The 23,519-nt window shown below is 72.1% G+C and carries 22 protein-coding genes; 9 read left to right on the top strand and 13 right to left on the bottom strand.

What is annotated here, in order from left to right:
• Nucleotides 1-63 precede the first annotated feature (63 nt).
• The 3 genes from cobC to cobA are packed head-to-tail and all read left to right on the top strand — an operon-like array spanning nt 64 to nt 3,516.
• Nucleotides 64-1,167 (top strand): Rv2231c family pyridoxal phosphate-dependent protein CobC, encoded by a 1,104-nt coding sequence (gene cobC, locus DKT68_RS10055; protein ID WP_109817153.1) that lies wholly within the window; start codon nt 64-66, stop codon nt 1,165-1,167.
• Nucleotides 1,167-2,252 (top strand): nicotinate-nucleotide--dimethylbenzimidazole phosphoribosyltransferase, encoded by a 1,086-nt coding sequence (gene cobT / locus DKT68_RS10050; RefSeq protein WP_109817152.1) that lies wholly within the window; start codon nt 1,167-1,169, stop codon nt 2,250-2,252. The genes cobC and cobT overlap by 1 nt, the downstream gene beginning before the upstream one ends.
• A 43-nt stretch (nt 2,253-2,295) precedes the next feature.
• Nucleotides 2,296-3,516 (top strand): uroporphyrinogen-III C-methyltransferase, encoded by a 1,221-nt coding sequence (cobA, locus tag DKT68_RS10045; RefSeq protein ID WP_109817151.1) that lies wholly within the window; start codon nt 2,296-2,298, stop codon nt 3,514-3,516.
• A gap of 153 nt (nt 3,517-3,669) precedes the next feature.
• Here the strand turns inward: cobA and otsB are convergent, their stop codons facing one another.
• Both otsB and DKT68_RS10035 read right to left on the bottom strand, forming a co-directional pair.
• Entirely contained in the window at nt 3,670-6,231 is a 2,562-nt protein-coding gene (otsB, locus tag DKT68_RS10040; protein WP_109817171.1) for a trehalose-phosphatase, read from the bottom strand.
• Nucleotides 6,232-6,272: 41 nt separating this feature from the next.
• A complete protein-coding gene (locus DKT68_RS10035; RefSeq protein ID WP_109817150.1) occupies nt 6,273-7,673 on the bottom strand; it encodes an alpha,alpha-trehalose-phosphate synthase (UDP-forming) in 1,401 nt (466 codons plus the stop codon).
• Nucleotides 7,674-7,990: 317 nt separating this feature from the next.
• On the opposite strand from DKT68_RS10035, the gene ettA reads away from it, so the two are divergent.
• The 4 genes from ettA to DKT68_RS10015 all read left to right on the top strand — a co-directional run bounded on the left by ettA (nt 7,991) and on the right by DKT68_RS10015 (nt 11,585).
• Entirely contained in the window at nt 7,991-9,667 is a 1,677-nt protein-coding gene (ettA, locus tag DKT68_RS10030) for an energy-dependent translational throttle protein EttA (RefSeq protein WP_109817170.1), read from the top strand.
• Nucleotides 9,668-9,679: 12 nt separating this feature from the next.
• Nucleotides 9,680-10,126: an acyl-CoA thioesterase gene (locus DKT68_RS10025; protein ID WP_109817149.1), complete on the top strand. Its 447-nt coding sequence runs from the start codon at nt 9,680-9,682 to the stop codon at nt 10,124-10,126.
• Nucleotides 10,123-10,869, top strand: coding sequence for a hypothetical protein (locus tag DKT68_RS10020; RefSeq protein ID WP_109817148.1), 747 nt, complete (start codon nt 10,123-10,125; stop codon nt 10,867-10,869). Before DKT68_RS10025 ends, DKT68_RS10020 begins: the two co-directional genes overlap by 4 nt.
• 131 nt (nt 10,870-11,000) lie before the next feature.
• Nucleotides 11,001-11,585, top strand: a complete 585-nt coding sequence (locus DKT68_RS10015) for a type III secretion system chaperone family protein (RefSeq protein WP_109817147.1) — start codon at nt 11,001-11,003, stop codon at nt 11,583-11,585.
• A 57-nt stretch (nt 11,586-11,642) separates the two neighbouring features.
• Here the strand turns inward: DKT68_RS10015 and DKT68_RS10010 are convergent, their stop codons facing one another.
• The 7 genes from DKT68_RS10010 to DKT68_RS09980 all read right to left on the bottom strand — a co-directional run bounded on the left by DKT68_RS10010 (nt 11,643) and on the right by DKT68_RS09980 (nt 18,306).
• Nucleotides 11,643-12,071, bottom strand: a complete 429-nt coding sequence (locus DKT68_RS10010) for a globin (RefSeq protein ID WP_109817146.1) — start codon at nt 12,069-12,071, stop codon at nt 11,643-11,645.
• A gap of 94 nt (nt 12,072-12,165) precedes the next feature.
• Nucleotides 12,166-13,554, bottom strand: coding sequence for an MFS transporter (locus DKT68_RS10005; RefSeq protein WP_109817145.1), 1,389 nt, complete (start codon nt 13,552-13,554; stop codon nt 12,166-12,168).
• A 234-nt stretch (nt 13,555-13,788) separates the two neighbouring features.
• Nucleotides 13,789-14,829, bottom strand: coding sequence for a mechanosensitive ion channel family protein (locus DKT68_RS10000; RefSeq protein WP_407940719.1), 1,041 nt, complete (start codon nt 14,827-14,829; stop codon nt 13,789-13,791).
• Nucleotides 14,830-15,026: 197 nt separating this feature from the next.
• Entirely contained in the window at nt 15,027-15,872 is an 846-nt protein-coding gene (locus DKT68_RS09995; RefSeq protein ID WP_109817143.1) for an SDR family oxidoreductase, read from the bottom strand.
• A 14-nt stretch (nt 15,873-15,886) separates the two neighbouring features.
• The gene (locus DKT68_RS09990) at nt 15,887-16,933 is read right to left on the bottom strand and encodes an LLM class flavin-dependent oxidoreductase (RefSeq protein ID WP_109817142.1); all 1,047 of its coding nucleotides are present in this window, start codon (nt 16,931-16,933) and stop codon (nt 15,887-15,889) included.
• A 59-nt stretch (nt 16,934-16,992) separates the two neighbouring features.
• Nucleotides 16,993-17,364 (bottom strand): DoxX family protein, encoded by a 372-nt coding sequence (locus DKT68_RS09985; protein WP_109817141.1) that lies wholly within the window; start codon nt 17,362-17,364, stop codon nt 16,993-16,995.
• A gap of 21 nt (nt 17,365-17,385) precedes the next feature.
• The gene (locus tag DKT68_RS09980; protein WP_201748980.1) at nt 17,386-18,306 is read right to left on the bottom strand and encodes an NADP-dependent oxidoreductase; all 921 of its coding nucleotides are present in this window, start codon (nt 18,304-18,306) and stop codon (nt 17,386-17,388) included.
• A 102-nt stretch (nt 18,307-18,408) separates the two neighbouring features.
• Between DKT68_RS09980 and DKT68_RS09975 the strand changes: the two genes are divergently transcribed.
• Nucleotides 18,409-19,101, top strand: a complete 693-nt coding sequence (locus DKT68_RS09975) for a TetR/AcrR family transcriptional regulator (RefSeq protein WP_109817139.1) — start codon at nt 18,409-18,411, stop codon at nt 19,099-19,101.
• Nucleotides 19,102-19,322: 221 nt separating this feature from the next.
• On the opposite strand, the gene DKT68_RS09970 is transcribed toward DKT68_RS09975, so the two are convergent.
• Nucleotides 19,323-19,709, bottom strand: coding sequence for a hypothetical protein (locus DKT68_RS09970; protein WP_146218327.1), 387 nt, complete (start codon nt 19,707-19,709; stop codon nt 19,323-19,325).
• A gap of 244 nt (nt 19,710-19,953) precedes the next feature.
• Nucleotides 19,954-20,688: an alpha/beta hydrolase gene (locus tag DKT68_RS09965; RefSeq protein ID WP_109817137.1), complete on the bottom strand. Its 735-nt coding sequence runs from the start codon at nt 20,686-20,688 to the stop codon at nt 19,954-19,956.
• Between the two features lie 608 nt (nt 20,689-21,296).
• On the opposite strand from DKT68_RS09965, the gene DKT68_RS09960 reads away from it, so the two are divergent.
• Complete coding sequence (locus tag DKT68_RS09960; RefSeq protein ID WP_074313833.1) at nt 21,297-21,833, top strand: HNH endonuclease; 537 nt, start codon at nt 21,297-21,299, stop codon at nt 21,831-21,833.
• 208 nt (nt 21,834-22,041) lie between these two features.
• Here the strand turns inward: DKT68_RS09960 and DKT68_RS09955 are convergent, their stop codons facing one another.
• Nucleotides 22,042-22,878, bottom strand: coding sequence for a class F sortase (locus DKT68_RS09955; protein ID WP_109817136.1), 837 nt, complete (start codon nt 22,876-22,878; stop codon nt 22,042-22,044).
• A gap of 12 nt (nt 22,879-22,890) precedes the next feature.
• Nucleotides 22,891-23,412 (bottom strand): hypothetical protein, encoded by a 522-nt coding sequence (locus tag DKT68_RS09950; RefSeq protein WP_236646812.1) that lies wholly within the window; start codon nt 23,410-23,412, stop codon nt 22,891-22,893.
• Nucleotides 23,413-23,519: the final 107 nt, after the last annotated feature.

Raw genomic sequence — 23,519 nt, 5'->3', positions numbered from 1 at the left:
GGTGACGCGGCTTACGGTGAGATCCGCTGTCCCACCGGCCACCTTCCCGGCAGGATCGCGGACATGTGTGAACGGCCGAGCGCAGTCGCACCGGTCCCCGGGCCCGTACCGCCGGCTGTTCCCGAGCCGGACCTGGGGCATCACGGTGACACGGAGGTGGGCGCCGGCCTCGTCGACCTCGCCGTCAACGTGCGCCAGGCGCCCCTGCCGGACTGGCTGGCCGGCCCGATCACCGCCACCCTCGCCGACCTGGCCCGCTATCCGGACCCGGCGCCGGCCCGGGCCGCGGTCGCCGCCCGCCACCGGCGTCACCCGGACGAGGTACTGCTCACCGCCGGCGCCGCCGAGGGGTTCGTGCTGATCGCCCAGGCGCTGCGCGGCGCCCGCCGGCCGGTGGTGGTGCACCCCCAGTTCACCGAGCCGGAGGCGGCGCTACGGGCCGCCGGGCACCCGGTGGAGCGGGTGCTGCTGGACCCGGGCGAGGACTTCCGGCTCGACCCGGACCGGGTGCCCGCCGACGCCGACCTGGTGATGATCGGCAACCCGACGAACCCCACCTCGGTGCTGCACCCGGCGGGCACCCTGGCCGCGCTGGCCCGGCCGGGCCGGGTGCTGGTGGTCGACGAGGCGTTCGCCGACACCACCGCCGCACCCGGGAGCCCCGGCGAGCCGGAGTCGTTGGCCGAGCGGCGCGACCTGCCCGGCCTGCTCGTGCTGCGCAGCCTCACCAAGACCTGGGGCCTGGCCGGCCTGCGGATCGGTTACCTGCTCGGGGCGCCGGACCTGCTGTCCCGGCTGGCCGCCGTCCAGCCGCTCTGGGCCGTCTCCACGCCCGCGCTGGCCGCCGCGTCGGCCTGCGCCAGCCCCGTCGCGGTCCAGGCCGAACGCGCGATCGCCGCCGAACTCGCCGCCGACCGCGACCACCTGGTCGCCCGCCTGACGGACCTACCCGGTGTACGCGTCACCGGCCGCCCGGCCAGCGCGTTCGTGCTGCTGCACCTGCCCGGCGCGACCCAGGTCCGGACGGCCCTGCGCGGCCGGGGCTGGGCGGTGCGCCGGGGCGACACGTTTCCCGGCCTCGGCCCAGACTGGCTGCGGGTGGCCGTGCGCGACCGATCCACCACCGACGCGTTCATCGAGGTGCTGCGCGAGATCATGGAGGCATGATGCTGGAGACCACGATCGCGGCGATTCGTCCATTGGACGAGTCGGCCATGACCGCCGCCCGCGAGCTGCACGGCCGGCTGACCAAGCCGGCGGGCTCGCTGGGCGCGCTGGAGGAGCTGTCGGTACGCCTCGCCGGCCTGGCCGGGGCCTGCCCGCCGCCGCTCCCCGAGCCCGCCGCGGTGGCGATCTTCGCTGGCGACCACGGCGTGCACGCCCAGGGGGTGACCCCGTGGCCGCAGGAGGTCACCGGGCAGATGATCGCCAACTTCCTGGCCGGCGGGGCGGTGGTCAACGCGTTCGCCCGGCAGGCCGGCGCCTCGGTCACCGTGGTCGACGTCGGCGTGGCAACGCCGCTGCCCGCCGCCGAGACGCCCGGCCCGGCCGTCCTCGACCCGCACTCGCCACGGCTGGTCTCCGCGTCCGTGCGCCCCGGCACCCGGGACCTCGCGGTGACCGCCGCGCTCACCCGGGACGAGGCGCGGACGGCGGTGCAGACCGGGATCCGGATCGCCGACGAGCTCATCGACGCCGGGGCCGGCATCCTGCTGACCGGGGACATGGGCATCGGCAACACCACACCGGCCGCCGTGCTCATCGCCGCCTTCACCGGCGCCGACCCGCTCGACTCCACCGGTCGGGGCACCGGGGTCGACGACCCGACGTACGCCCGCAAGGTGGCGGTGGTGCGGGCCGCGCTGGCCCGGCACACGCCCGACCCCGCCGACCCGCTGGGCGTGCTGGCCGCCGTCGGTGGCCTGGAGCACGCCGCGCTGGCCGGGCTGATCCTGGGCGCCGCGGCCCGCCGCACGCCGGTGCTGCTGGACGGCGTGATCGCCGTGTCCGCCGCCCTCGCCGCCGCCGCGTTCGCGCCGGCCGCGGTGGGCGCCATGGTCGCCGGCCACCGCTCAGCCGAGCCGGGTGCGACGGTGGCGCTGCGCCACCTGGGCCTCGATCCGCTGATCGACCTGGGGCTGCGCCTCGGCGAGGGCACCGGCGCGCTGCTGGCGCTGCCGGTGGTCACCGGCGCCGTCCGGGTGCTGCACGAGGTGGCCACCTTCGACTCGGCTGGCGTGGCCGAGAAGTGAGCGAGCGCAGCGAGCGAGCCGTCCGGCGCGGTAGCGAGGCGGCGTGAGTGCCAACCCGTACCCCCTCGGCCTGCGGCTGGACGGGCGGCGGGTGGTCGTGGTGGGCGGTGGCGCCGTCGCCACCCGGCGGGTGCCGGCGCTGCTGGACGCCGGCGCGGACGTCCTGCTGGTGGCGCCGGAGCTGACTCCGGCGCTGCGCGCCCGGGCGGACGCCGGCCGGCTGCGCTGGGCGCCGCGCCGGTTCGCGCCCGAGGACCTGGACGGGGCGTGGCTCGTCCAGGTGGCGATCGACGACCCGATCGCGGCGGCCTCGGTGAGCGCCGTCGCCGCCGAGCGGCGGATCTTCTGCGTCCGGGCCGACGACCGGCTGGCGGCCACCGCCTGGACCCCGGCGGTGACCCGGCACGGCCCGGTCACCGTGGCAGTGCTCGGCGGCGGCGACCCACGCCGCGCGATGACCGTCCGCGACGCCATCCGCGACCTCCTCGGCGCGACGAGGGCGCCCGCGGTGGGGGAGGGCACCCTTCCCGACGTCGCCGGCGGACGGGTGGCGCTGGTCGGGGCCGGGCCGGGCGACCCGGAGCTGATCACCGTGAAGGGCTGGCGGCTGCTCACCGAGGCCAACGTGGTGGTCGCCGACCGGCTGGTGCCCGGGCTGCTCCTGGACGAGCTGCGCCCCGACGTCGAGCTGGTGGACGCCTCGAAGATCCCGTATGGAACGTCCCGGGCGCAGGAGGAGATCAACCGCATCCTGGTCGAGCGGGCACGGGCGGGCGCCCTGGTGGTCCGGCTGAAGGGCGGCGACCCGTACGTCTTCGGCCGGGGCGGCGAGGAGCTGTTGGCCTGCGCGGAGGCCGGCGTACCGGTGACCGTGGTCCCCGGTGTGACCAGCTCGATCGCCGCCCCCGCCGCCGCCGGTATCCCGGTCACCCACCGGGGGGTGGCGCACGAGTTCACCGTGGTCTCCGGGCACGTCGCGCCCGACTCCCCGGCCTCGCTCGTGCGCTGGGAAGCGCTCGCCGGGCTCCGCGGCACCCTGGTGATCCTGATGGGGCTGAAGAACCTCGCCGCCATCACGGCCACCCTCATCGCGCACGGCCGGTCGGCGCGGACGCCGGCCGCCGTCGTCCAGGAGGCCACGACCGGTGCGCAGCGGGTGCTGCGGTCCACCCTCGGCGCGGTGGCGGCCGACGTGCTCGCGGCCGACCTGCGCCCGCCCGCGGTCGTCGTGGTGGGCGACGTCGTGCACGCGCTCGACCGCTGACGGTGGCGGCGGGGGCTGGGGCCGGTGGCGCGGCACGGGAGCCGGGCAGCACCGACTCCCGGCCGGGCCGCCCACGGACACGCGACTGCTGCTCACGGACAGGCGACGGGCCGGAGCAGCGCCGCCCCGGCCCGTCGTCGAACTGCCCGTCGGCTACTGCTTGAGCATGTTGTCCAGCAGCAGGGCGCACCGGATCAGACCCAGGTGGCTGTACGCCTGCGGGTGGTTGCCCAGCCCGCGCTCGGCGAGCGGGTCGTACTGCTCGGGGAGCAGCCCGGTCGGACCGGCGGTGAGCACCATCTGCGCGAACAGCTCCTCGGCGTCGGTGCGGCGGCCGGTGCGCAGGTACGCCTCGATCAGCCACGCCGTGCAGATGTGGAAGCCGCCCTCGCGACCGGGCAGACCGTCGTCCCAGTGGTAGCGGTAGACGACCGGGCCGCTGCGCAGGTCCGCCTCGATACGGAGAACGGTGGACAGGAAGCGCGGGTCGTCGCCCGGAAGCAGGCCGGACAGCCCGATCCACAGCGAGGACGCGTCCATGTCCTCGTCGCCGTACGCGACGCTGTACGCCTCGACCTCCTCGTGCCAGCCGTGCTCCAGCACGTTGGCGCCGATCCGGTCGCGCAGCTCCACCCACTCGGGCCGGTCCTCGCCGCCGTGCTGACGCATCACGTGCAGTGCCCGGTCGACGGTCATCCAGCACATCACCTTGGAGAAGATGTGGTGCCGGGGTGGCAGCCGGGCCTCCCAGATGCCGTGGTCGGGCTCGTGCCAGCGGCGGCGGACCGCCTCGACCATGTTGTCCAGCACCCGCCACTCGTCCTCGCGGACCGAGCCGCGGGCGTCGGCGACGGCCGCGATCAGGTCGGCGATCGGGCCGAAGACGTCCAGCTGGAGCTGGTGGTTGGCCAGGTTGCCGACCCGGACGGGCCGGGACCCGGCGTAGCCGGGCAGCGTGTCGATGACCGCCTCGGCGCCCAGCTCGTAGCCGTCGATCGTGTAGAGCGGGTGCAGCCGCTCCGGGTGGCCGCCGGTGCGCTCGATGCAGCCGTCCACCCAGCGCAGCAGCCCCTCGGCCTCCTCGAGGGAGCCCAGGTCGACCAGCGCGCGGGCGGTCAGCGCCGCGTCGCGCAGCCAGCAGTAGCGGTAGTCCCAGTTGCGGACGCCGCCCAGCTCCTCGGGGAGCGAGGTGGTCGCCGCGGCGAGGATCGAGCCGGTCGCCTCATGGCACAGCCCGCGCAGGGTGAGCGCGCTGCGGGCGACCAGGTCGCGGGCGGTGGACGGCAGCCGCAGGGAGGCGACCCAGTCCTTCCACGGCTGCTCGGCCGCGGCCTGCCGGTCGTGGACCGGCACCCGGTGGTGTTCCAGGCTGTGGGTGCCGAAGCGCAGCTCCAGCACGATCTGCCCGCCGGCGGCGGAGAGGTCGACGACCGCCTTGGCACTCTCGTACCCGCCGTCGTTGCTGACCTGCCACTCGACGCCCGGGGAGTAGAGCGCGATCGGCTCGTTGGAGCCGAGCACCAGCAGGCCGTCGCCGAGCGGCTGCAACTGCACGGCGACCTGCCCGAACTCGGGGCGCGGGGCGAACTCCACCCGTACCCGGCCGCTGCCGCTGAGCACCCGGACCAGGGTCGAGTCGCCGGTGACGACCACCGGGCCGTCCGGGGTGGTCTCCCGAGCCGGCTTGTCCAGCCAGTCGGTGACGGTGAGCCCGGACCACCGGGTCTCCACGGTCATCGTGCCCGAGCGGTAGCGCTGGCCCAACGGGATGCCGCCGCGTTCCGGGGCGACGCTGAAGTGGCCGGCCGGGCTGCCGCCGACCAGGTCGGCGAAGATCGCCGCCGAGTCCGGCTTGGGGTGGCAGAGCCAGCTGACCTTGGCCTCGGGGGTGAGCAGCGCGACGGTGCGGCCGTTGGACAGCATGGAGTGCCGCTCGATCGGCACCGCCCGCTCGCCGAACAGCCAGTGCCGGCGGGTCTCCAGCAGCAGCGCCAGAGCGCGGGCCGCCTCCAGCGGCTCGGCCACCCGGTAGCCGGCCTGCGTGTCCCCCGGACCGATCTTGATGCCGAGGTCCGGACCGTGCAGGTTGCCGAACGCGTTCTCGTCGGTCACGTCGTCGCCGATGAAGAGCACCGCGCTGGCCGCGAGCTGGGTCCGCAACTGGTCGATCGCGGTGCCCTTGTGGGTGGCCACCACGGAGAGCTCGATGACCTCCTTGCCCTGGGTGACCGTGACGCCGTCGAATTTGGCCGGGCCGTTGCGGACCGCCTCGATGGCGGCGGCGGCGATCTGCGGGTCGACTCCCCGGGTGTGCACCGCGACGCTGGCCGGCTTGCGTTCCAGCCGGATGCCCGGGTGTTCCGCGGCGATCTCGCGCAGCGCGTCACGTACCCGGTTGCGCACGGCCACCAGCTCGGGGGAGAGCCGCTCGACGAAGCCGATGTCGAACTCGGAGCCGTGGCTGCCGACGAGGTGCACCTCGCTGGGCAGCCGGGAGAGCGCGGCCAGGTCGCGCAGCGCCCGGCCGGAGATCACCGCGACGGTGGTCTGCGGCAGTGCGGCGAGCGCGCGGATCGCGGCGACCGACTCGGGCAGCGGTACCGCGGTGCTCGGGTCCTCCACGATCGGCGCCAGTGTGCCGTCGTAGTCGCAGGCGATCAGGAGCTGGGGGACCCGGGCGACCCGGCCGATGGCGGAGCGCAGCTCGGGGTCCATCACCCCGGTGGCGATCGCCACTCCGTCGTTGACGGACGTGTTCACGCGGCCTCCGCCTCGGAGTCTCCAAGCTCGGAGAGGAAAGACTTGGCCCAGTGCCCCACGTCGTGGGTGCGCAGGTGACGTTGCATTGTCCGCATTCGGCGGCGTGCCTCGGTTTTCTCCACGTGCACGGCCCGGAGCAGGGCGTCCTTGACCGCGTCCGGGTCGTGCGGATTACACAAAAAGGCCTGGCGCAGCTCGGTGGCGGCGCCGGCGAATTCACTGAGCACGAGCGCGCCGCCCTGGTCGGCGCGCGATGCGACATACTCCTTGGCTACCAGATTCATTCCGTCTCGCAGCGGGGTCACCATCATCACGTCGGCGGCGACGTACATCGCGGCCAGTTCACTGCGACTGTACGACTGATGCAGGTAATGCACCGCCGGCACGCCGACCCTGCCGAATTCACCATTAATCCGGCCAACCTCGCGCTCGACCTTTACCCGAAGTGCCTGGTAGTGCTCCACGCGTTCTCGGCTTGGTGTGGCCACCTGCACCATAACCGCGTCCGGAACTGTCAACTTTCCGTCAGCCAACAGTTCCCGGAAGGCCTTGAGTCGCAACTCGATGCCCTTGGTGTAGTCCAGCCGGTCCACACCCAGGACAATCGTCTTCGGGTCACCCAGCTCGGCGCGGATCTGCTTCGCGCGGGCCTGCACCGCCGGGTCGGCGGCCATCCGCTCCATCTCCCGGGTGTCGATCGAGATGGGGAAGGCGCCCGCCTTCACCTGCCGACCGTCGACCTGGATCATCTGCCCCTCGTACCGGAGCCCGAGCAGGTGCCGGGCCAGCCGGACGAAGTTCTGCGCAGCCAGCCGCTGCTGGAAGCCCACCAGGTCGGCGCCGAGCAGCCCGCGCAGGATCTCGGTGCGGAACGGCATCTGCATGAACAGCTCGATCGGCGGGAACGGGATGTGCAGGAAGAAACCGATCCGCAGGTCCGGCCGCAGCTCCCGGAGCATCGCCGGCACCAGCTGGAGCTGGTAGTCCTGCACCCACACCGTCGCGCCCTCGGCCGCGACGTCCGCCGCGGCCTCCGCGAACCGCGCGTTGACCAGGCGGTACGCCTCACGCCAGCGCCGCTTGTAGGCCGGCGTCTCCACCGCGTCGTGGTAGAGCGGCCAGATCGTCGCGTTGGACTGGCCCTCGTAGTAGCGCTCCAGCTCCTCGGCGCTGAGCGGGACCGGGTGCAGCCGGATGCCCTCGAGGTCGAACGGCTCGGGGGCGGCGCCGGTGCCGCCGGCCCAGCCGACCCAGGTGCCCTGGTGTTCGGCGAGCACGGGATGCAGGGCGGTGACCAGCCCTCCGGGGCTGCGTCGCCACTGCCGTCCCTCAGGTGTGCTCACCTCGTCGACCGGCAGGCGGTTCGCCACTACGACAAAGGAGCTACGGACGGTCACGATCGGCCACCTCCGGGTACTGACGGGTCCACCGCGATGAGCGTACTGAGCGTAGCTGCGGCCTCTGGTGCCCCGTGCCGGAGTTCCCTACCCGCTCCGCGCGGGCTGAATCCGGATGGTGATCTTGTTGACAGGATGGTTCGGTGAGTGGCACGACGTACTCCTGGGCGGGGTGATGTGGGCGAAGCGGGCCGTACCTGTCAGGATTGACGATGGCGTGCGCGTGGCCGGCTCCCGGCCGGCGGCGGCGGGCGGAGGTCGCAGCCCGCGCCGCGCCGCCGATCATGCGACAGCAACCGACGGAGGTAGCCCGCACCGTGGCCCAGTACATCTACGTCCTGGAAAAGGCGCGCAAGGCGCACGGCGACAAGGTCGTGCTCGACAACGTGACGCTGAGCTTCCTGCCGGGGGCCAAGATCGGTGTGGTCGGCCCGAACGGCGCCGGTAAATCCAGCCTCCTCAAGATCATGGCAGGGCTGGACAAGCCGAGCAACGGCGAGGCCCGCCTGATGCCCGGCTACACCGTCGGCATGCTCGCCCAGGAGCCCCCGCTCAACGACGCCAAGACCGTGCTCGGCAACGTCGAGGAGGCGGTCGCCGAGACCAAGGCCAAGCTGGAGCGGTTCAACAAGATCGCCGAGCAGATGGCCACCGACTACTCCGACGAGCTGATGGAGGAGATGGGCAAGCTCCAGGAGGAGCTGGACCACCTCGACGCGTGGGACGTCGACTCCAAGCTCGAGTTGGCCATGGACGCGCTGCGCTGCCCGCCGCCGGACGCCGACGTCACCCAGCTCTCCGGTGGTGAGCGCCGCCGGGTCGCGCTGTGCAAGCTGCTGCTGGAGGCGCCCGACCTGCTGCTGCTCGACGAGCCCACCAACCACCTGGACGCGGAGAGCGTCTCCTGGCTCGAGCAGCACCTGGCCAAGTACGCCGGCACCGTGATGGCGATCACCCACGACCGCTACTTCCTGGACAAGGTGGCCGGCTGGATCCTGGAGCTCGACCGCGGCCGGGCCATCGGCTACGAGGGCAACTACTCCACCTACCTGGAGAAGAAGGCGGCCCGGCTGGCCGTCGAGGGCCGCCGCGACGCCAAGATGAAGAAGCGCCTCACCGAGGAACTCGAGTGGGTGCGCTCCAACGCCAAGGCCCGCCAGACCAAGTCCAAGGCCCGCCTGGACCGGTACGACGAGATGGCCAACGAGGCGGAGAAGACCCGCAAGCTCGACTTCGAGGAGATCCAGATCCCGCCGGGCCCGCGCCTGGGCAGCACGGTGATCGAGGCGAACGGCCTCAGCAAGGGCTTCGGCGACCGGCTGCTCATCGACAACCTGTCGTTCTCGCTGCCGCGCAACGGCATCGTCGGCATCATCGGCCCGAACGGCGTCGGCAAGACCACGCTGTTCAAGACCATCGTCGGGCTGGAGGAGCCGACCGGCGGCGAGGTCCGGGTCGGTCCCACCGTCTCGCTGTCGTACGTCGACCAGAACCGGCAGGGCCTCGATGGCGACAAGACCGTCTGGGAGGTCGTCTCCGACGGGCTGGACTACCTGATGGTCGGCAAGGTCGAGATGCCGTCGCGGGCGTACATCGCCGCGTTCGGCTTCAAGGGGCCCGACCAGCAGAAGCCGACCAAGGTGCTCTCCGGTGGCGAGCGCAACCGGCTCAACCTGGCGCTGACGCTGAAGATCGGCGGCAACGTCATCCTGCTCGACGAGCCGACCAACGACCTGGACGTGGAGACCCTGTCCAGCCTGGAGAACGCGCTGCTGGAGTTCCCCGGCTGCGCCGTGGTCATCTCCCACGACCGGATGTTCCTGGACCGCGTGTCCACGCACATCCTGGCCTGGGAGGGCGACGACCAGGACCCGGCGAGGTGGTTCTGGTTCGAGGGCAACTTCGAGGCGTACGAGAAGAACAAGATCGAACGCCTCGGCGCGGAGGCTGCCCGGCCGCACCGGGTGACCTACCGCAAGCTGACCCGCGACTGACCGGCCGACACGGTGTCTGACCGGTTCGTCTACCACTGCACGCTGCGCTGGTCCGACCTGGACGCGTACGGCCACGTCAACAACTCGCGCTTCCTCACCCTGTACGAGGAGGCGCGGGTGGCGTTGATGTTCGCCGGCGGCCGGGCCTGGGGGGTCGGCTCGTTCGCCGACGGGGTGGTGATCCGTCGGCACGAGGTCGACTACCTGCGCCCGGTCGACTACGCGCTGGGCCGGGCCACCGCGGAGGCCGCTCCCACCGTCCGGATCGAGCTGTGGGTCGAGGAGATCCGGGCCTCCCGGTTCACGGTGGCCTACGAGCTGTACGACGGCGAGGTGCTGGCCAGTCGGGCCCGCTCGGTGCTGGTGCCGTTCGACCTGACCCGCCAGGTGCCCCGGCGGATCACCGCCGAGGAGCGTGACTTCCTGCTCACCTACGGCCCGCAGGGCGGCGTGGCGTGACCCGGCCGGACACGGCCGGGCCGGACGGGGCGACGTCGTCCACGCCGGGGCACGGCGTCACCGGGGTGGCCGACGCGGGCGCCTTCCTGGCCCGGCTGGTCCGGCTGGATCCGGTCGCGCCGGTCCGGCTGCGGCCGGCCGGCGCCGCCGGTCGGGTCGCCCTCTGGGCCCGGTTGCCGTGGCAGGTGCTGGTGGTCCGGACGGTGGACGGCGGTCCGGCCGACGGCGCCGCCGCCGAGGACGTCACGGTGGCCGCCGCCGAGCTGCTGGCGGAGTTGGAACGTGGGGGCGCCGCGTTGCCCGCCCGCAGGGACGCGCAGTGGCGGTGGCCGCTTCCGCCCGCGCGCAGCCGGCCGGTGGAGGCGCTGCCCTCCGCCGAGCTGCGGCGGATCGCGCACGCGGCGGCGGGCACCCTGCGCACCGCCAGCGAGCACGGTGTGGCCGGCCGCGCGGTGGGTCAGCGGGCGCTGCGTGACGCGCTGCTCGACCACGTGGCCGTGCTCGTCACCCCGGACGGCCCGCCCGGCCCGCCGGTGGAGGTGCCGCAGCGACTGGTGCAGGGGCTGGTCCGGATGGGCTTCCTCGGCGCGGCTGACGGCGCGGGAGGCGGCTCCGCGGAGGCTGCCGTCCAGGTGCGGACGGCCGGCCGTTGGGTCGGCCTGGTAGGACCATACGGAGCGGCCTGGTTGCAGAAGGCCACGGATCTTGCCGTGACACCCCTGGTGACTCGTCCGAACGGATGACCCCAGTTCATTCTTCTGGGCTGGTGCGGTCGTTGGGGGGATGCTTCAACCCGGCTGTCCGGGTACCGTCCATCCTCGGATCCAACGCACCGTAGGCGGCTGGATCCGCTGGGGAGTGAGGTGCGCGAGCGATGCCGTGGTGGTCATGGCGCCCCGGTCCCGCCGACGGCGGCGATCCGGAAACCCGAAGCGGGATCACAGTGGAGAGCGCGGTCCGTGTCGGACCGCCCAACCCTCGCCAGCCGGGGGACGACTGCCCGTCCAACGAGCGGCCCGTGCTGACCGAGATGCCGGCCACCATCGAGCCGGTGAGCCTGCGCCGCGTCTGCGACGCGCTCGACCTGCTCGACGTGCGGTATCTGGCCGACGGCGACGGCAACCTGCTGGCCATGTGGGAACGGCACGCCGTGCTGGTCACCCTCGAGGGGCCGGAGGACGAGATCCTGGTGATGCGGGCCCGCCCGCACGCCACGGTGCCGCCGGACTGGGCCGACCGGGCCTACCGGGTGGTCAACGAGTGGAACCACACCCGCCGGTTCTGCAAGGCGTACATCGGCGACCCGACCGAGCGCGGTCAACTGCCGATCTACGCCGAGCTCCAGGTGCCGCTCGGCGCCGGCACCCACGACGCGCTGCTGGTCGAGATGCTGGACTGTGGCGCGGCGGTCGCCACCAGCTTCGTGGACTGGCTGCACGACGAGGGCGCGCTGCTCTGAGGCTGCCGCCGGCCGGGCCGGCGAGCCGCCCGGCGTCGCCGGACGGCTCGGGGGCCGTCAGGGGCCGGCGGCCGGATCCTCCATGGCGTTGACCATGAAGTACGCGGCCCGCTCCAGGTAGTCCCAGAGCGCGGTGGCGATCTCCGGCTCCAGGTCGAGCCGGTCGACGGCGTGGCGCATGTGCCGCAGCCAGGCGTCCCGCTCGGCCAGGCCGATCCGGAACGGGGCGTGCCGCATCCGCAGCCGCGGGTGCCCACGCTGGGCGGAGTACGTGTTCGGCCCGCCCCAGTACTGCATGAGGAACAGGGTCAACCGGTCCGCGGCCGGGCCCAGGTCCTCCTCCGGGTACATGGGCCGCAGCAGGGGATCGGTGGCCACGCCGGCGTAGAACTCGTCCACCAACTTGCGGAAGGTGGGTTCGCCGCCGACCGCCTCGAAGAGGGTTGTCGGCGTGCCGGGACGGTCGGATTCACCTGCGGGGTTCACCGTTCCATCCTGCCAGGTGCGTCGCGCGCGGGCCCGACCCGGACGCCGTGCGCCGGGTCACGCCGGCCCGCTCCCGTCAGGGTCGGTGGACCACTCAGGTGACCGCGTGCCGGCGGCGACCCTCAGCCGCCTGCGGCCCGGTGCCCGGGGCCGTGCCGCCGGCCGCCGGAGTGTCCGGGCCTTCCGGGTTGGTCGGCGCCCCGGCGTTCGCCGCGGACGCCGTCGCGATCGCGCCGTCCACCGTCTGCCGATCCGGCCAGCGCAGCGCGGCCACCATCATCAGCAGAACCCCGGCCGCACTCCACCAGCCCACCACCATCGGGATGGCGAACCGCTCGGCGAGCAACCCGGTGACCAGCACCGCCAGACCCTGGGTGACCTGAACGCCGGTGGCCATCACGCCGAAGGCGCGGGCCCGGAACTCGGCGGGCAGCGCCTGGACGAACAGCCCGTTGGCCATCGGCAGCATGCCGGCGACCGCGAACCCGCAGAGGGCGGCGAGCAGCGCCACCACCAGCGGCGACGGATCGAACAGCGCCGGCACCAGCACCAGCGGGGCGAACACCGCGAGCGGTCGCATCAGGGCCAGCCGGCGGGTCGGACCGAACAGCCGGCTCACCAGCAGCCCGCCGAGGATGAAGCCGACCGGGTTGGCCACCATGATCACCGCCTGCGCCACTCCCGCGTCCAGGTCGCCGCCCGCGTCCTGGTTGGCCCAGGCCGCCGCCAGCCCCTCGGGGACGATCGAGAAGAGCATCGCGCTGAACACGAGCACCGCGATGGCCCGCAGCACCGGCGTGCCGAACACGATCTGGAACCCCTGGCCGGTCTCCCGGAGCAGGTGGCTGCGGTGCGCGGTGGTCATCAGCGGGGCCCGGTCGCGGACGCCGAGGCGGACGATCAGCGCCGAGACGGCGAAGGTCAGCGCGTTGATCAGCAGCGCGAGGGCCGGGTCGATCGCGGCGACGGCCGCGCCGAGCAGGTAGCCGACGACCTGGGCGGCCTGCCCGACGCTGCCGTTCAGCGACAGCCCCACCACCAGCCGGTCGCCGGTGAGGATCTGCGGCATCAGCGCCGACTTCGCCGCCTGGCTCGGCGGGTTGGCCAGCGTGGCGGCGAAGATGAGCACCAGCACCGCCGGGACCGGCAGGTTCGGGATGGCGATGAGCAGCATCAGCGCCATCCGGATCACGTCGCACGCCACCATCACCCGCCGGTACGGGTACCGCTCGGCCAGCGCGGCGAGCAGGGGACCGCCGAGCAGCCACGGCAGGTAGCTGACCGCGAAGGCGGCGGCGGAGAGCGCGACGGAACTGGTCTGCTGGTAGACGAGCAGGGTGACGGCCGCCTTGGCGACGTAGTCACCGACCCAGGAGAGGGCGCCAGCCGTGAAGACCGCCCGGAACTCGCGTTGGTCGAACACCTCGCGAAAAGTGGCCGGGCCTTCCACGGAAGGTCGCTCGTCGGGCACCGTCGCCTCCATCGGCCCCCGGGGTGGCCGCTCGTGACAGCCCGGCCGGGAACACTCGTCAGATCTACGGATCAGCGAGGATGTGACCACGCTCCGGCGGGAACGCGTGTTCCGGATTCTGCCCGATCGTCTGACAACTAGCTAGGGCGAACGGATGGTTCGTCGCATCCCCGACTGAACGAACGGACGATACCTGAGGGGCCGGGTGGCTCGCGACCCCTGTATCCACGGGCAGTGCCGCCGCGGTCAGGTCGCGCCGCCCTGACCGGTCTCGCCGTCGGCCAGCGGCCGGTTGGGTAGACCGGGATAGATGCGGGAAGCGGCGATCTGCGCGGTGATCCCCGAGTTCTCCAGCGCCTCCGCCAGCCGGCGACGCAGCTCCCGGCCCACGGCGAACTGCCCGTCGGCGGTCGTCTTCACCACCGTCCGGATCACCGCGCCCTCCACCGTCATCTGCTCGACACCCAACACCTCCGGCGCCTCCACGATCTCCGGCGACAGCTCCGGGTCCACCGCCACCGACGCGGCTGCGGTCCGCAGTACGGCGGTCGCCTCCTCCGTGCCGCTGAAACCGATCGGCAGGTCCACCACCACCAGGGCCCAGCCCTGGCTCTTGTTGCCCACCCGGATGATCTCGCCGTTGCGGATGTACCAGAGGACGCCGCGACCGTCGCGCACGGTGGTGACCCGCAGCCCGACCGACTCCACCACACCGGTCGCCTCGCCCAGGTCGACGGTGTCACCCACGCCGTACTGGTCCTCGATCAGCATGAACAGCCCCGCGATCAGGTCCTTGACCAGGCTCTGCGCGCCGAAGCCCAGCGCGACGCCCGCGATCCCGGCGCTGGCCAGCAGCGGCGCCAGGTCGAAGCTGAACTCCCGCAGGATCATCAGCAGCGCGATGCCGAAGACGAACGCGGTGGTCAGACTGCGCAGCACCGAGCCGATCGCCTCGGCCCGCTGCCGACGCCGCTCCGGCACGAACTCGGTCGGGTCGACCGCGGCGGTGGGCACCCGTTCGCGCAGTGGCCGCAGCATCGTCGGCACCGCGCCGTCGGTGGTGGTCCGCACCAGCCGGTCGATCGTCCGGTGCAGCGCCCAACGGGCGATCATCGCCAGCGCCACGATCAGCAGCACCCGCAGCGGCTTGAGCAGGATCCAGTAGCTGCCCTCGGCGAACCAGGCCGAGTGGGTCATGTCGAACAGCCATTCGCAGGAGGTGCTGCCCTGACAGTCCGGAGGGGCGGCGGTGGACAGGGCAACGGGGGTCAGGCTGGCGGCACTCACCCTGTCTTCGTACCGCAACGGGTTCCCGAGGCCGCCGCCGACCCACCGGCCGGCTGACCTGGAGCCGAGGGCCGGGCCGCACGGGGGCGCAACTCAGCTCCGTTGCGCACGTGGGCGGTGACGGTGTGCCCGGCGGCGAGCAGGTCGGCGACGACGAGGTGCCCCGATGGCGCCGGTGGCGCCGAAGACGGTGACGTTCATTGGCTCAGGCCTTCGGCGAGGGACATGGTGGGGTGTCCGATGAGGCGGGTGAGGTCGTCGCCGGCGTACGCCATGATCCCGGCGCCCATGTTGCCGTCGAGCGCGGCGAGGAACCCGGCGGTCCCTTCGTCGAGCCCGGCACCGGTGAGGATGGCCTGGTATTGCTCGGCGCTGACCGGCTGGTACCGCACCGGTTTGCCGAGGACCTCCGCCATGGCGTCGGCGAGATCGGCGTAGGAGTAGTCGGTGTCGCCGGTCAGGCTGTAGGTCTTGTCGTCATGACCGTCGGTGGTGACCACGGCGGCGAGGGCTTCGGCGAAGTCACGCCGGCCGGCCGGGGCGACGCGGCCGTCGCCGACGGCGGCGGTGAGGACGCCGGTCTGCGCGGCGCCGTGCATGGCTTGGATGTAGTTTTCGATGTACCAACCGTTGCGCAGGATGGTGAAGCGCAGACCCGACTGCTTGATGGCGTCCTCGGTGGCCTTGTGGTCGGCGCCGAGCGCGAAGCTCGGGTCGTCGGCGCGGACGCCGCTGGTGTAGTGGAAGTGCTCCACCCCGGCGGCCGCGGCGGCGTCGATGACGGCGCGGTGTTGCCGCAGCCGGTGGGGGTCATTGCCCGAGATGAGCACCACCTGGTCGTGTCCGGCGACGGCGGCGCGGATCTGGTCGGCGTCGTCGAGGTCCACGCGGACGGTGCGATAGCCGGCGGCGGCCAGGGCGTCGAGGACCTGCTGGTTGCGGCCGGCGGCGGTGACGTCAGCCGCGGCCAGATTGCGCTTGCGAAGTTCGGGCAGCAGCAGGCGGCCGAGGGCGCCCGTGGCGCCGAGAACGAGCACGGACATGCAAGGGTCTCCGTTCAGGGTTGTGGGGGCGGGGTGGGGATGTTCGCGCGGACCGCCGGGGCGATCTCGGTGGCGAGGCGGTGGATCGAGTCCTCGACCATCCGGCGGGGCAGTCCGCCCCAGTCGAACTGGGCGAAGAACCGGTCGATGCCGAGCGCCTCATGAGCGTCGAGAATCTTCTCGATCAGCTCCGCGCTGGAGCCGATCATCAGAGCGTGGCCGCGCTGCGTGCCGGCCTCGAACTGCGCCCGGCTGACATTGAAGCCGCGGCCGCCAGGCGTCTTGGGCCGCAGGTACTCGTGGTAGTAGGAGTAGACGCTGCTACGGGCGGAGCGAGGGTCCGGACCGGCGAAGAAGTGGGTGGAGATGCCCACCCGCAGCTTCTCCGCGTGCCCGGCCATCTCCCCGGCGGCGCGGTAGATGTCCACGGTCCGTCTGGCGTGGTGCAGCGGGCCGCCGATGTAGCCCAGCACCATCGGCAGTCCCAGGCGGCCGGCGCGTTCAGCGCTGGCGGGCGAGCCGCCGACGCCGGCCCAGACCGGCAGCGGGTCCTGGACCGCGCGGGGTGTGATCTGGGCGTCGTGCAGCGGCGGCCGGAACCGGCCGGACCAGGTCACCTTCTCCTGGTCGCGGAGTCGTAGCAGCAGGTCGAGCTTTTCGGTGTAGAGGGCGTCGTAGTCGTTGACGTGGTGGCCGAACAGGGCGAACGGCTCGACGAACGCGCTGCGACCCGCGATGATCTCGGCACGGCCGTTGCTGACCAGATCGAGCTGGGCGAAGTCCTGGTAGACCCGGACCGGGTCGAGGGCGCTGAGCACGGTGACCGCGGTGGTGAGCTGGATCTTCCTGGTACGGGCGGCGATCGCGGCCAGCACCACCGCTGGCGAGGAGACCGCGAAGTCGAGGGTGTGGTGCTCGCCGAGGGCGAACAGGTCCAGGCCGAGCCGGTCGGCCAGGACCGCGTAGTCGAGGGTGTCGGCCACGCGCTGCGCCGCGCTGAACGGCTTGCCGGTGTCCGGGTCGATCTGCAGGTCGCTGAGCGACAGAATGCCGAGTTCCACGGGTATCCCTGATCATGCGGCGCCACCGTTCTCGCGAAGACGGTGGCGTCCGCTGCTACTTAGAAACCCCAGGGGCCGAACCGCCCCCAGGCGACGAGAGCCGAGAGCACGAACAGGACCGCGTTGAACGCGACCCCGGAGGGCTCCTTCCGGCGAATGTGGGTGATGGCGGCCAGCACCATGATGATGGCCAGACCGGTCGCGGCGATCGGGGTGAGGATCGGGGCGATGTCGAGGGCCGCGGGCACGATCAGTCCGAGGCCGCCGAGCAGTTCGGCGATGCCGATGAGCCGCACCGTGCCAGGGGAGAAGTCTTCGACCCAAGGCAGCTTGGGCTGGAGTTTCTCTTTGGGCTGGGTCGACTTCATGACGCCGGCCAGGATGAACGCGGCGGCCAGAACGGCCTGAACGATCCAGAGGAACACGTTCATGGGGGTGTGTGGTCTCCGAGGTCAGGCGACGGTGATGGAGATCTTGCCGAGGGTGCCGCCGGCGAAGTCGGCGAACGCGTCGGGAACCTCGGTGAGCGCGTAGGTGCGCTTGACCGGCACGGTGATGCGGCCGGCGGCGAGCTCACCGGCGAGGCGGTCGAGGGTGGCCGGGACCGGGCTGGCCATGATGAACGTGGCCGCCGGGTGCTGGTCGGCGCCGAAACCCATGGTGCTGGCGATGCGGCCCTTCTCGCTGAGCAGCTCGGCCAGCGTGCTCGGGTCGCCGGCCAGGTGCACGATCACATCGACGCCGGCGGGGCTGACCTCGCGGACCTGGGCCGGTACGTCACCGGTGTGGTCGACCACCTCGTGCGCGCCCAGGCTGCGGACGAACTCGGCCTCCTCACCGGGCTTCGCGGTGGCGATGACCTTCGCACCGGACGCGGCGGCGAGCTGGACGGCGATCGAGCCGACGCCACCGGTGGCACCACTGATCAGCACGGTCTCGCCGGCCTGCGGGGCTGCCGCGTCCAGTGCGTCGACGGCGGCGGTGCCGGCCAGGCCGACCGCACCCGCGGCCGCGGGCTCGACACCCTCGGGCAGCTTGGCGATGCCGATCGCCTCCGGCACGGTGACGTACTCGCCGAAGCCGCCGTCGCCCAGGTAGGCCTTGGTCACCACGCCGAACACCTTGTCACCGGCGGTGAAGTGGGTGACACCCTCGCCGACCGTCTCGACCGTGCCGGCGAAGTCCTTGCCGAGCACGACCGGGAAGCGGTGCTCCATCATCCCGACCACGTGGCCGCCAGCGACCGACAGATCGAAGCCGTTGATCGACGACGCCTGCACCTTGACGAGGACCTCACCGGGACCCGGCTGGGGTTTGGGAACCTCCGTGACCTCGGGCTTCGCGCCCTGCGCACTGGTCACTACAGCCTTCATCGCTTCATCTCCTCGGAAGAAGTGGAACTTGTCATCCACTTACTGCAGCGAGCGTAGCACGCAAGTGGACGACATCCTCCAGTTCCTCGTATGGTGATGTGTATGACCCCGTCACCCGCGCCTCGGACGTCCCGCGAAGCCGGGCTGCGCGTCGACGCCGAACGCAACCGGCAGCGCATCGTCACCGCGGCGCGGGAGGTGTTCGCCGAGTCCGGGCTTGAGGTGCCGATCGAGGACATCGCCAAGCGAGCCGGGGTCGGCGTCGGCACGCTCTACCGGCGCTACCCGACGCGCGGCGAGCTGATCGCCGCCGCTTTCGAGGACAAGATGACCGCGTACGCCGAAGCCACCCGTCAGGCGCTCGCCGAGCCGGACCCCTGGCAGGGTTTCTGCGGCTACGTCGAGAAGATCTGCGCCATGCAGGCCGGCGACCGGGGCTTCACCACCGTGCTGACCATGACGTTCCCCATGGCCAAGCGCTTCGAGGCCGACCGCGACCAGGCGTTCGCCGATTTCAAGGTCCTCGTCGAGCGGGCCAAGGCCGCCGGGAAGCTACGCGCCGACTTCGTCACCGAGGACATGCCGATGTTCCTCATGGCCAACGCCGGCGTGCTCACCGCCACCGGCGACGCGGCCCCGGACACCTGGCGTCGGCTCGTCGGCTACCTCATCCAGGCCTGCGCCGCCCAGGCCGCGCAGCCGTTGCCCGACCCGCCCGCCCCCCGGCAGTTGTACAAGGCCATGCTGCGCGCGACCTGGCAGCAACGCGAGCGACGAGCCAGGAAGGAGAAGTAGCTCCTCTGGCGGCGAGCAGCGTCAGCTGACGGCTGAGTTCGCCAGTCCAGAGCGGCGATCCGCTCGGATGCGGATGATCCTCATACCCGTAAGGGATTAGTACGTGAAGTCACCGAACGGCCGACGGAGACCAGCGCTGACCTGCAAGAACGTCCGACGAAGATCATCGGGCACAACCAGGGCACAACTTGAGCGTATTTGTGAAGAGTCCGGTCTGACGCTCAGCCGAAGCAGCGAACGCTTACGGCGATGTCGGGAGCAAGGTCATAGCTCTCCTGGTAGATGACCCCCAGTTCGACCCGCCTACGGTCCGAGCGCACAGGGTCGTCTTGCTGCCCCGACAGGCAACTGGGATAGCCGCCGCTGTGCCGGGTACCGTTCGCGTCGATCCAGTGACTACCAACGACGGAGTAAAACCCGGTCGGCTCGTCGCCGTCAGCGTCAAAGGCAATCTGGCTGAACTCCTCGTTCGACCAGGTCACCGTGCCTGTGAGTCGCTTGGGTGTCACGGTGTCGTCGGGTAGTAGCCGTCCGAGAGCGAAGCCGGTCACGATCCCTAGCGCGACGAGCAGGACGAGCTGTAGACGCCGGGGATGCTGCCGGATCAAGCGTCGGATGGAACTCCACTGCGATATGGGGCGAACGGTATCGACTCCCACAGGAGAACCAACTCCTGCAACCGTCCGCCCGAAGAACTCCGCCCCGACCGGCCGGTACAGCCGCGATCGGGGCGGTTGTGCATCTGCTGGCCACCGCCATCGAGGAGGGCCGGGGCCTGTCCTTGATGAGCGGCGTGCTGGCCGGCCCCGCCTACCGCCTGCTGCCGGTCTGGCGGCGGGCCCCGGCCCGCGGCTAGCGCAGATGCCGGGCGAAGAACCCGGCCGCGTCCTCCCCTGCGAACTGCGGGACACCGGTGTGTCCGCCCATGTTGGCGTGCAGCGTTTTCTCCTTGGAGCCGAAGGCGTCGAATAGGTCCAGGGCCGCCTGTCGGTCGTTCCGTTCGTCATCCCACTGCAGCAGGACATGCAGCGGAATGGTGACCTGGCGGGCCTCCTCGAACATGGCGCGAGGCACGAAACTCCCAGCGAAGAAGCCGGCGGCCACGATGCGCGGCTCGACCACCGCCAGCCGAATGCCGACGGAGATCACTCCCCCCGAGTACGCGACCGGGCCGCCGATCTCGGGCAGCGCAAGGAGGGCGTCCAGGGCGGCCTGCGATTCCGGGACCGCCTTGTCGACGAGCGGGAGGATGAGGGCGTCGATGATCTCGTCGCTGACCGGCTCGCCGGCCTCCATAGCCCGGCGCAGGTCGGCGCGGGCCTGCTCGGCGGCGGCCCAACGGGGCCGGTCACCGCTCCCGGGGAGCTCGATGGTGGCCGCAGCGAAGCCATCCGCCGCGGCGTGCCGGGCCCGCGCCACCAGGCGGGGGTACATCTTGTGCAGTCCGAGCGGGGGGTGGCTGAGCAGGATCAGCGGGACCGGTGCGGATGCGGATGCTGGCGTCCACAGGATGCCGGGGATCTCGCCGAGGGTGAATTCGCGTTCGAGGACGCCGTCATCGAGGCGCTGTTCAGAAGTGAATCGCATGGTCGTGCCTTTCGGGAGTGCTCGTGAACGGCGCTCCCGGACGACCTATCGCCCGACCGTGACCCCAGAGGGGAGCACCCATGTCGAAACGTTCACGGGTACCACCTCCTCGGTCTCTCGCACGGCCTCGGGAAAACTAGCAGCGGCCGCCGTGATCCGCCAAACGTGTTTCTGCGCAGGCTCCGTGGCCGGATGCCACGGACAGGCCGCATGCGGTTACGGTGCGCGGCTCTGCACAACAACCAGTACGCCGACAGGGCGCACCCCTGGAGAGGTCATTCGACGTCGGGTTTGGGCCGCGGAGCACAGGCAGGGGAGGGGCGGGACCGAAGATCATCGGGCACAGATCCGGCACAACTGAGACCGACAAGGGCTGTCAACCACTGTCCGGCAACGGAAGGGTTCGCCCAGGTCGGGCCGGCGATGCGCCCGGTTGCGGATGATCCTCATACCCCGTGAGGGATTAGTACGTGCAATCCGGGGTCCGATCAGGGACTATTGGCGCAACGGACGTCGGTGATCGGACCGGCGTCGACCGTGTGGGTCGTCGTGCCCCACACCGGTCGGCGGCGGGGCCCAGCAGCCGCTGAACCGGGAGGGTGAGCGCGATGCCTGACATACGACCCACGGTGGGCTCCGGCGCGTTGGTCCTCAACGCCACGTACGAGCCGCTGTGTGTCGTGTCGGTGCGTCGAGCCGCGATCCTCGTCCTGTCTGCCAAGGCGGTCTGCGTCGCCGACGGCGACGGCATCCTGCACAGCGCCCGGGACGCGCTCCCGGTGCCGTCGGTCGTCCGGCTGACCCGCTTCGTCCGGGTCCCCTACCGCACCCACGTCGGGCTGTCCCGGCGGGCGATCTTCGCGCGGGACGGCTGGCGGTGCGCCTACTGCCGGGGCCCGGCCGAGACCATCGACCACGTGTTCCCGCGCAGCCGGGGCGGCCGGCACGCCTGGGAGAACGTGGTCGCCGCGTGCGCGCGGTGCAACCACACCAAGGGCGACAAGACCCCGGCCGAGCTGGGCTGGCGGCTGCACGCGCTGCCGGCCGCGCCGAAGGGCACCGCCTGGCGGGTCCTCGGCCACCGCGCCCCGGACCCACGCTGGGCCGACTGGCTAGACCTACGAGAGCCCGAAGCCGCCGCCTGACCCCAGGCCACCGCCGCCACCTGGCCCAAGCCGCATCCGGGCCCGAAGCCCGCCGGCGACCCCATGCCCGCAACCGGCCTGAAGCCAACCATGAGCCCGGTGGCTCAAAGGCGCAGCCGGCGGCCCATCGGGGTTTGCGGGAGCCCGACCCGCGCAGGGATCAAGCCTGACCGCCCGGAGCGGGTCGGGCTCCCGCAAACCCCCAACCTCAACCCCCACGCGCCTTGACCAACGAAGCGAACACCACCACGTTGTCCGAGTAGCCGGTCTCGCCGCCGACCCATTGGCCGCCGCAGGTGATCAGTCGCAGGCTCGGGCGGCTGAAGTCGCCGTACACCTGGTCCACCGGCAGCCGCCCCTTGTCGAACCGCTCCACCGAGTCCACCTCGAAGACCGCCACGCTGTGGTCGGAGCGGGTGACCTCGATCTGGTCGCCGGAACGCAGCTCCCGCAGTTGGTGGAAGACCGCCGGCCCGGTGGTGGTGTCCACGTGCCCGACGATCACCGCGGGTCCGTACTGGCCGGGGGTGGGGCCCTGGTCGTACCAGCCGGCCTCCTGGGCGCGGGCCGCGTCCGGGACGGCGATGGTGCCGTCCGGGGCGATGCCCACGTCATGCACCGGGGCCCGCAGGTCGAGCGTACGGATGGACAGGTCGGTCGGGCGGCTGGCCGGCAGCACGGGGAACTTCTTCGGCGGCGGCCGCAGGCCGGCGCTGAGCCGGTCCGGCAGCATGTTGATCCCGGTCACCTGCTCGACGCCGAGCATCGCCACGATCAGCACCATCAGCGCGGCGACGGCCAGCACCGGCACTCCCGGTCCGGTGCCGAACCGGCGTCGGGCCAGCGGCGACGCGGCCGGGCGGCGCGGCGGCAGCGGGCGGGCGTCCGGATCGGTGGTGGCGACGCTGGCCGACACCGCCTGCCCGGCGATCCGGCGCAGCCGGCCGGAGACGCGGGCCACCACCCGGCCGGAGGCGCGCAGCGTCGCCCCGGCCCGGAAGCGGGCACCGCGGTCCGGCCGCGCACGCGCGGTTCTGCGGGTCATGGCTGATCCGGCTCAGGAGCCGGCTCCGGTCCGGCGACGGCCCCCGGCCATGCCGAGCGCGATCGCGGTGCCGACCAGTGCCACCCCTCCGAGCACCAGCAGGGAACCCGTGCCACGGCCGCCGGCCATGCCGCCGCCCCCGGTCGCCGGTCCCTTGCTCGGCGAGGCCATGTTCAGCACGGTCAGCGTGGTCGAGGCCCGCTGGCCGTTCTGGCAGCGCAGCTCGATCGGGTAGTCGCCGGGCTGTTTGTTGCCCGGGACGGTGACCTCACCGGTCAGGAAGCCCTTGTCCGGTCTGAGCATCACGTGCCCGAACGCGTCGGAGTGCACGTTGGCCTGCTCGTTGTTGTTGGTGTCGCAGCTCGCCCGGATGTTGACCCGGCTGCCGGCCTGGACGCTGTTCGGCGTCACCTCGATGAAGGTGTTCTCACCGGCACGCGCCGGCCCTGCCGACAACAGGACGAACGCCCCGACCAGTCCCAACAGTGTCAGGGCGGCCGAGAACGCGCGGTTGATCGTGCGAAGTCCCTGCATGATTTCCCCCTCCCGGCGACGACCGCCGGAACCCTCCCCTGGGCACCGCGCTGAATTCCCGCTGGCCCGGGGGCAAACCCGCAGGCGGGCCGGGTGGGGGCCGGGTC

Source organism: Micromonospora acroterricola (assembly GCF_003172955.1).
Taxonomy (GTDB): domain Bacteria; phylum Actinomycetota; class Actinomycetes; order Mycobacteriales; family Micromonosporaceae; genus Micromonospora; species Micromonospora acroterricola.
This window is presented reverse-complemented; position numbering and strand designations above follow the sequence as displayed.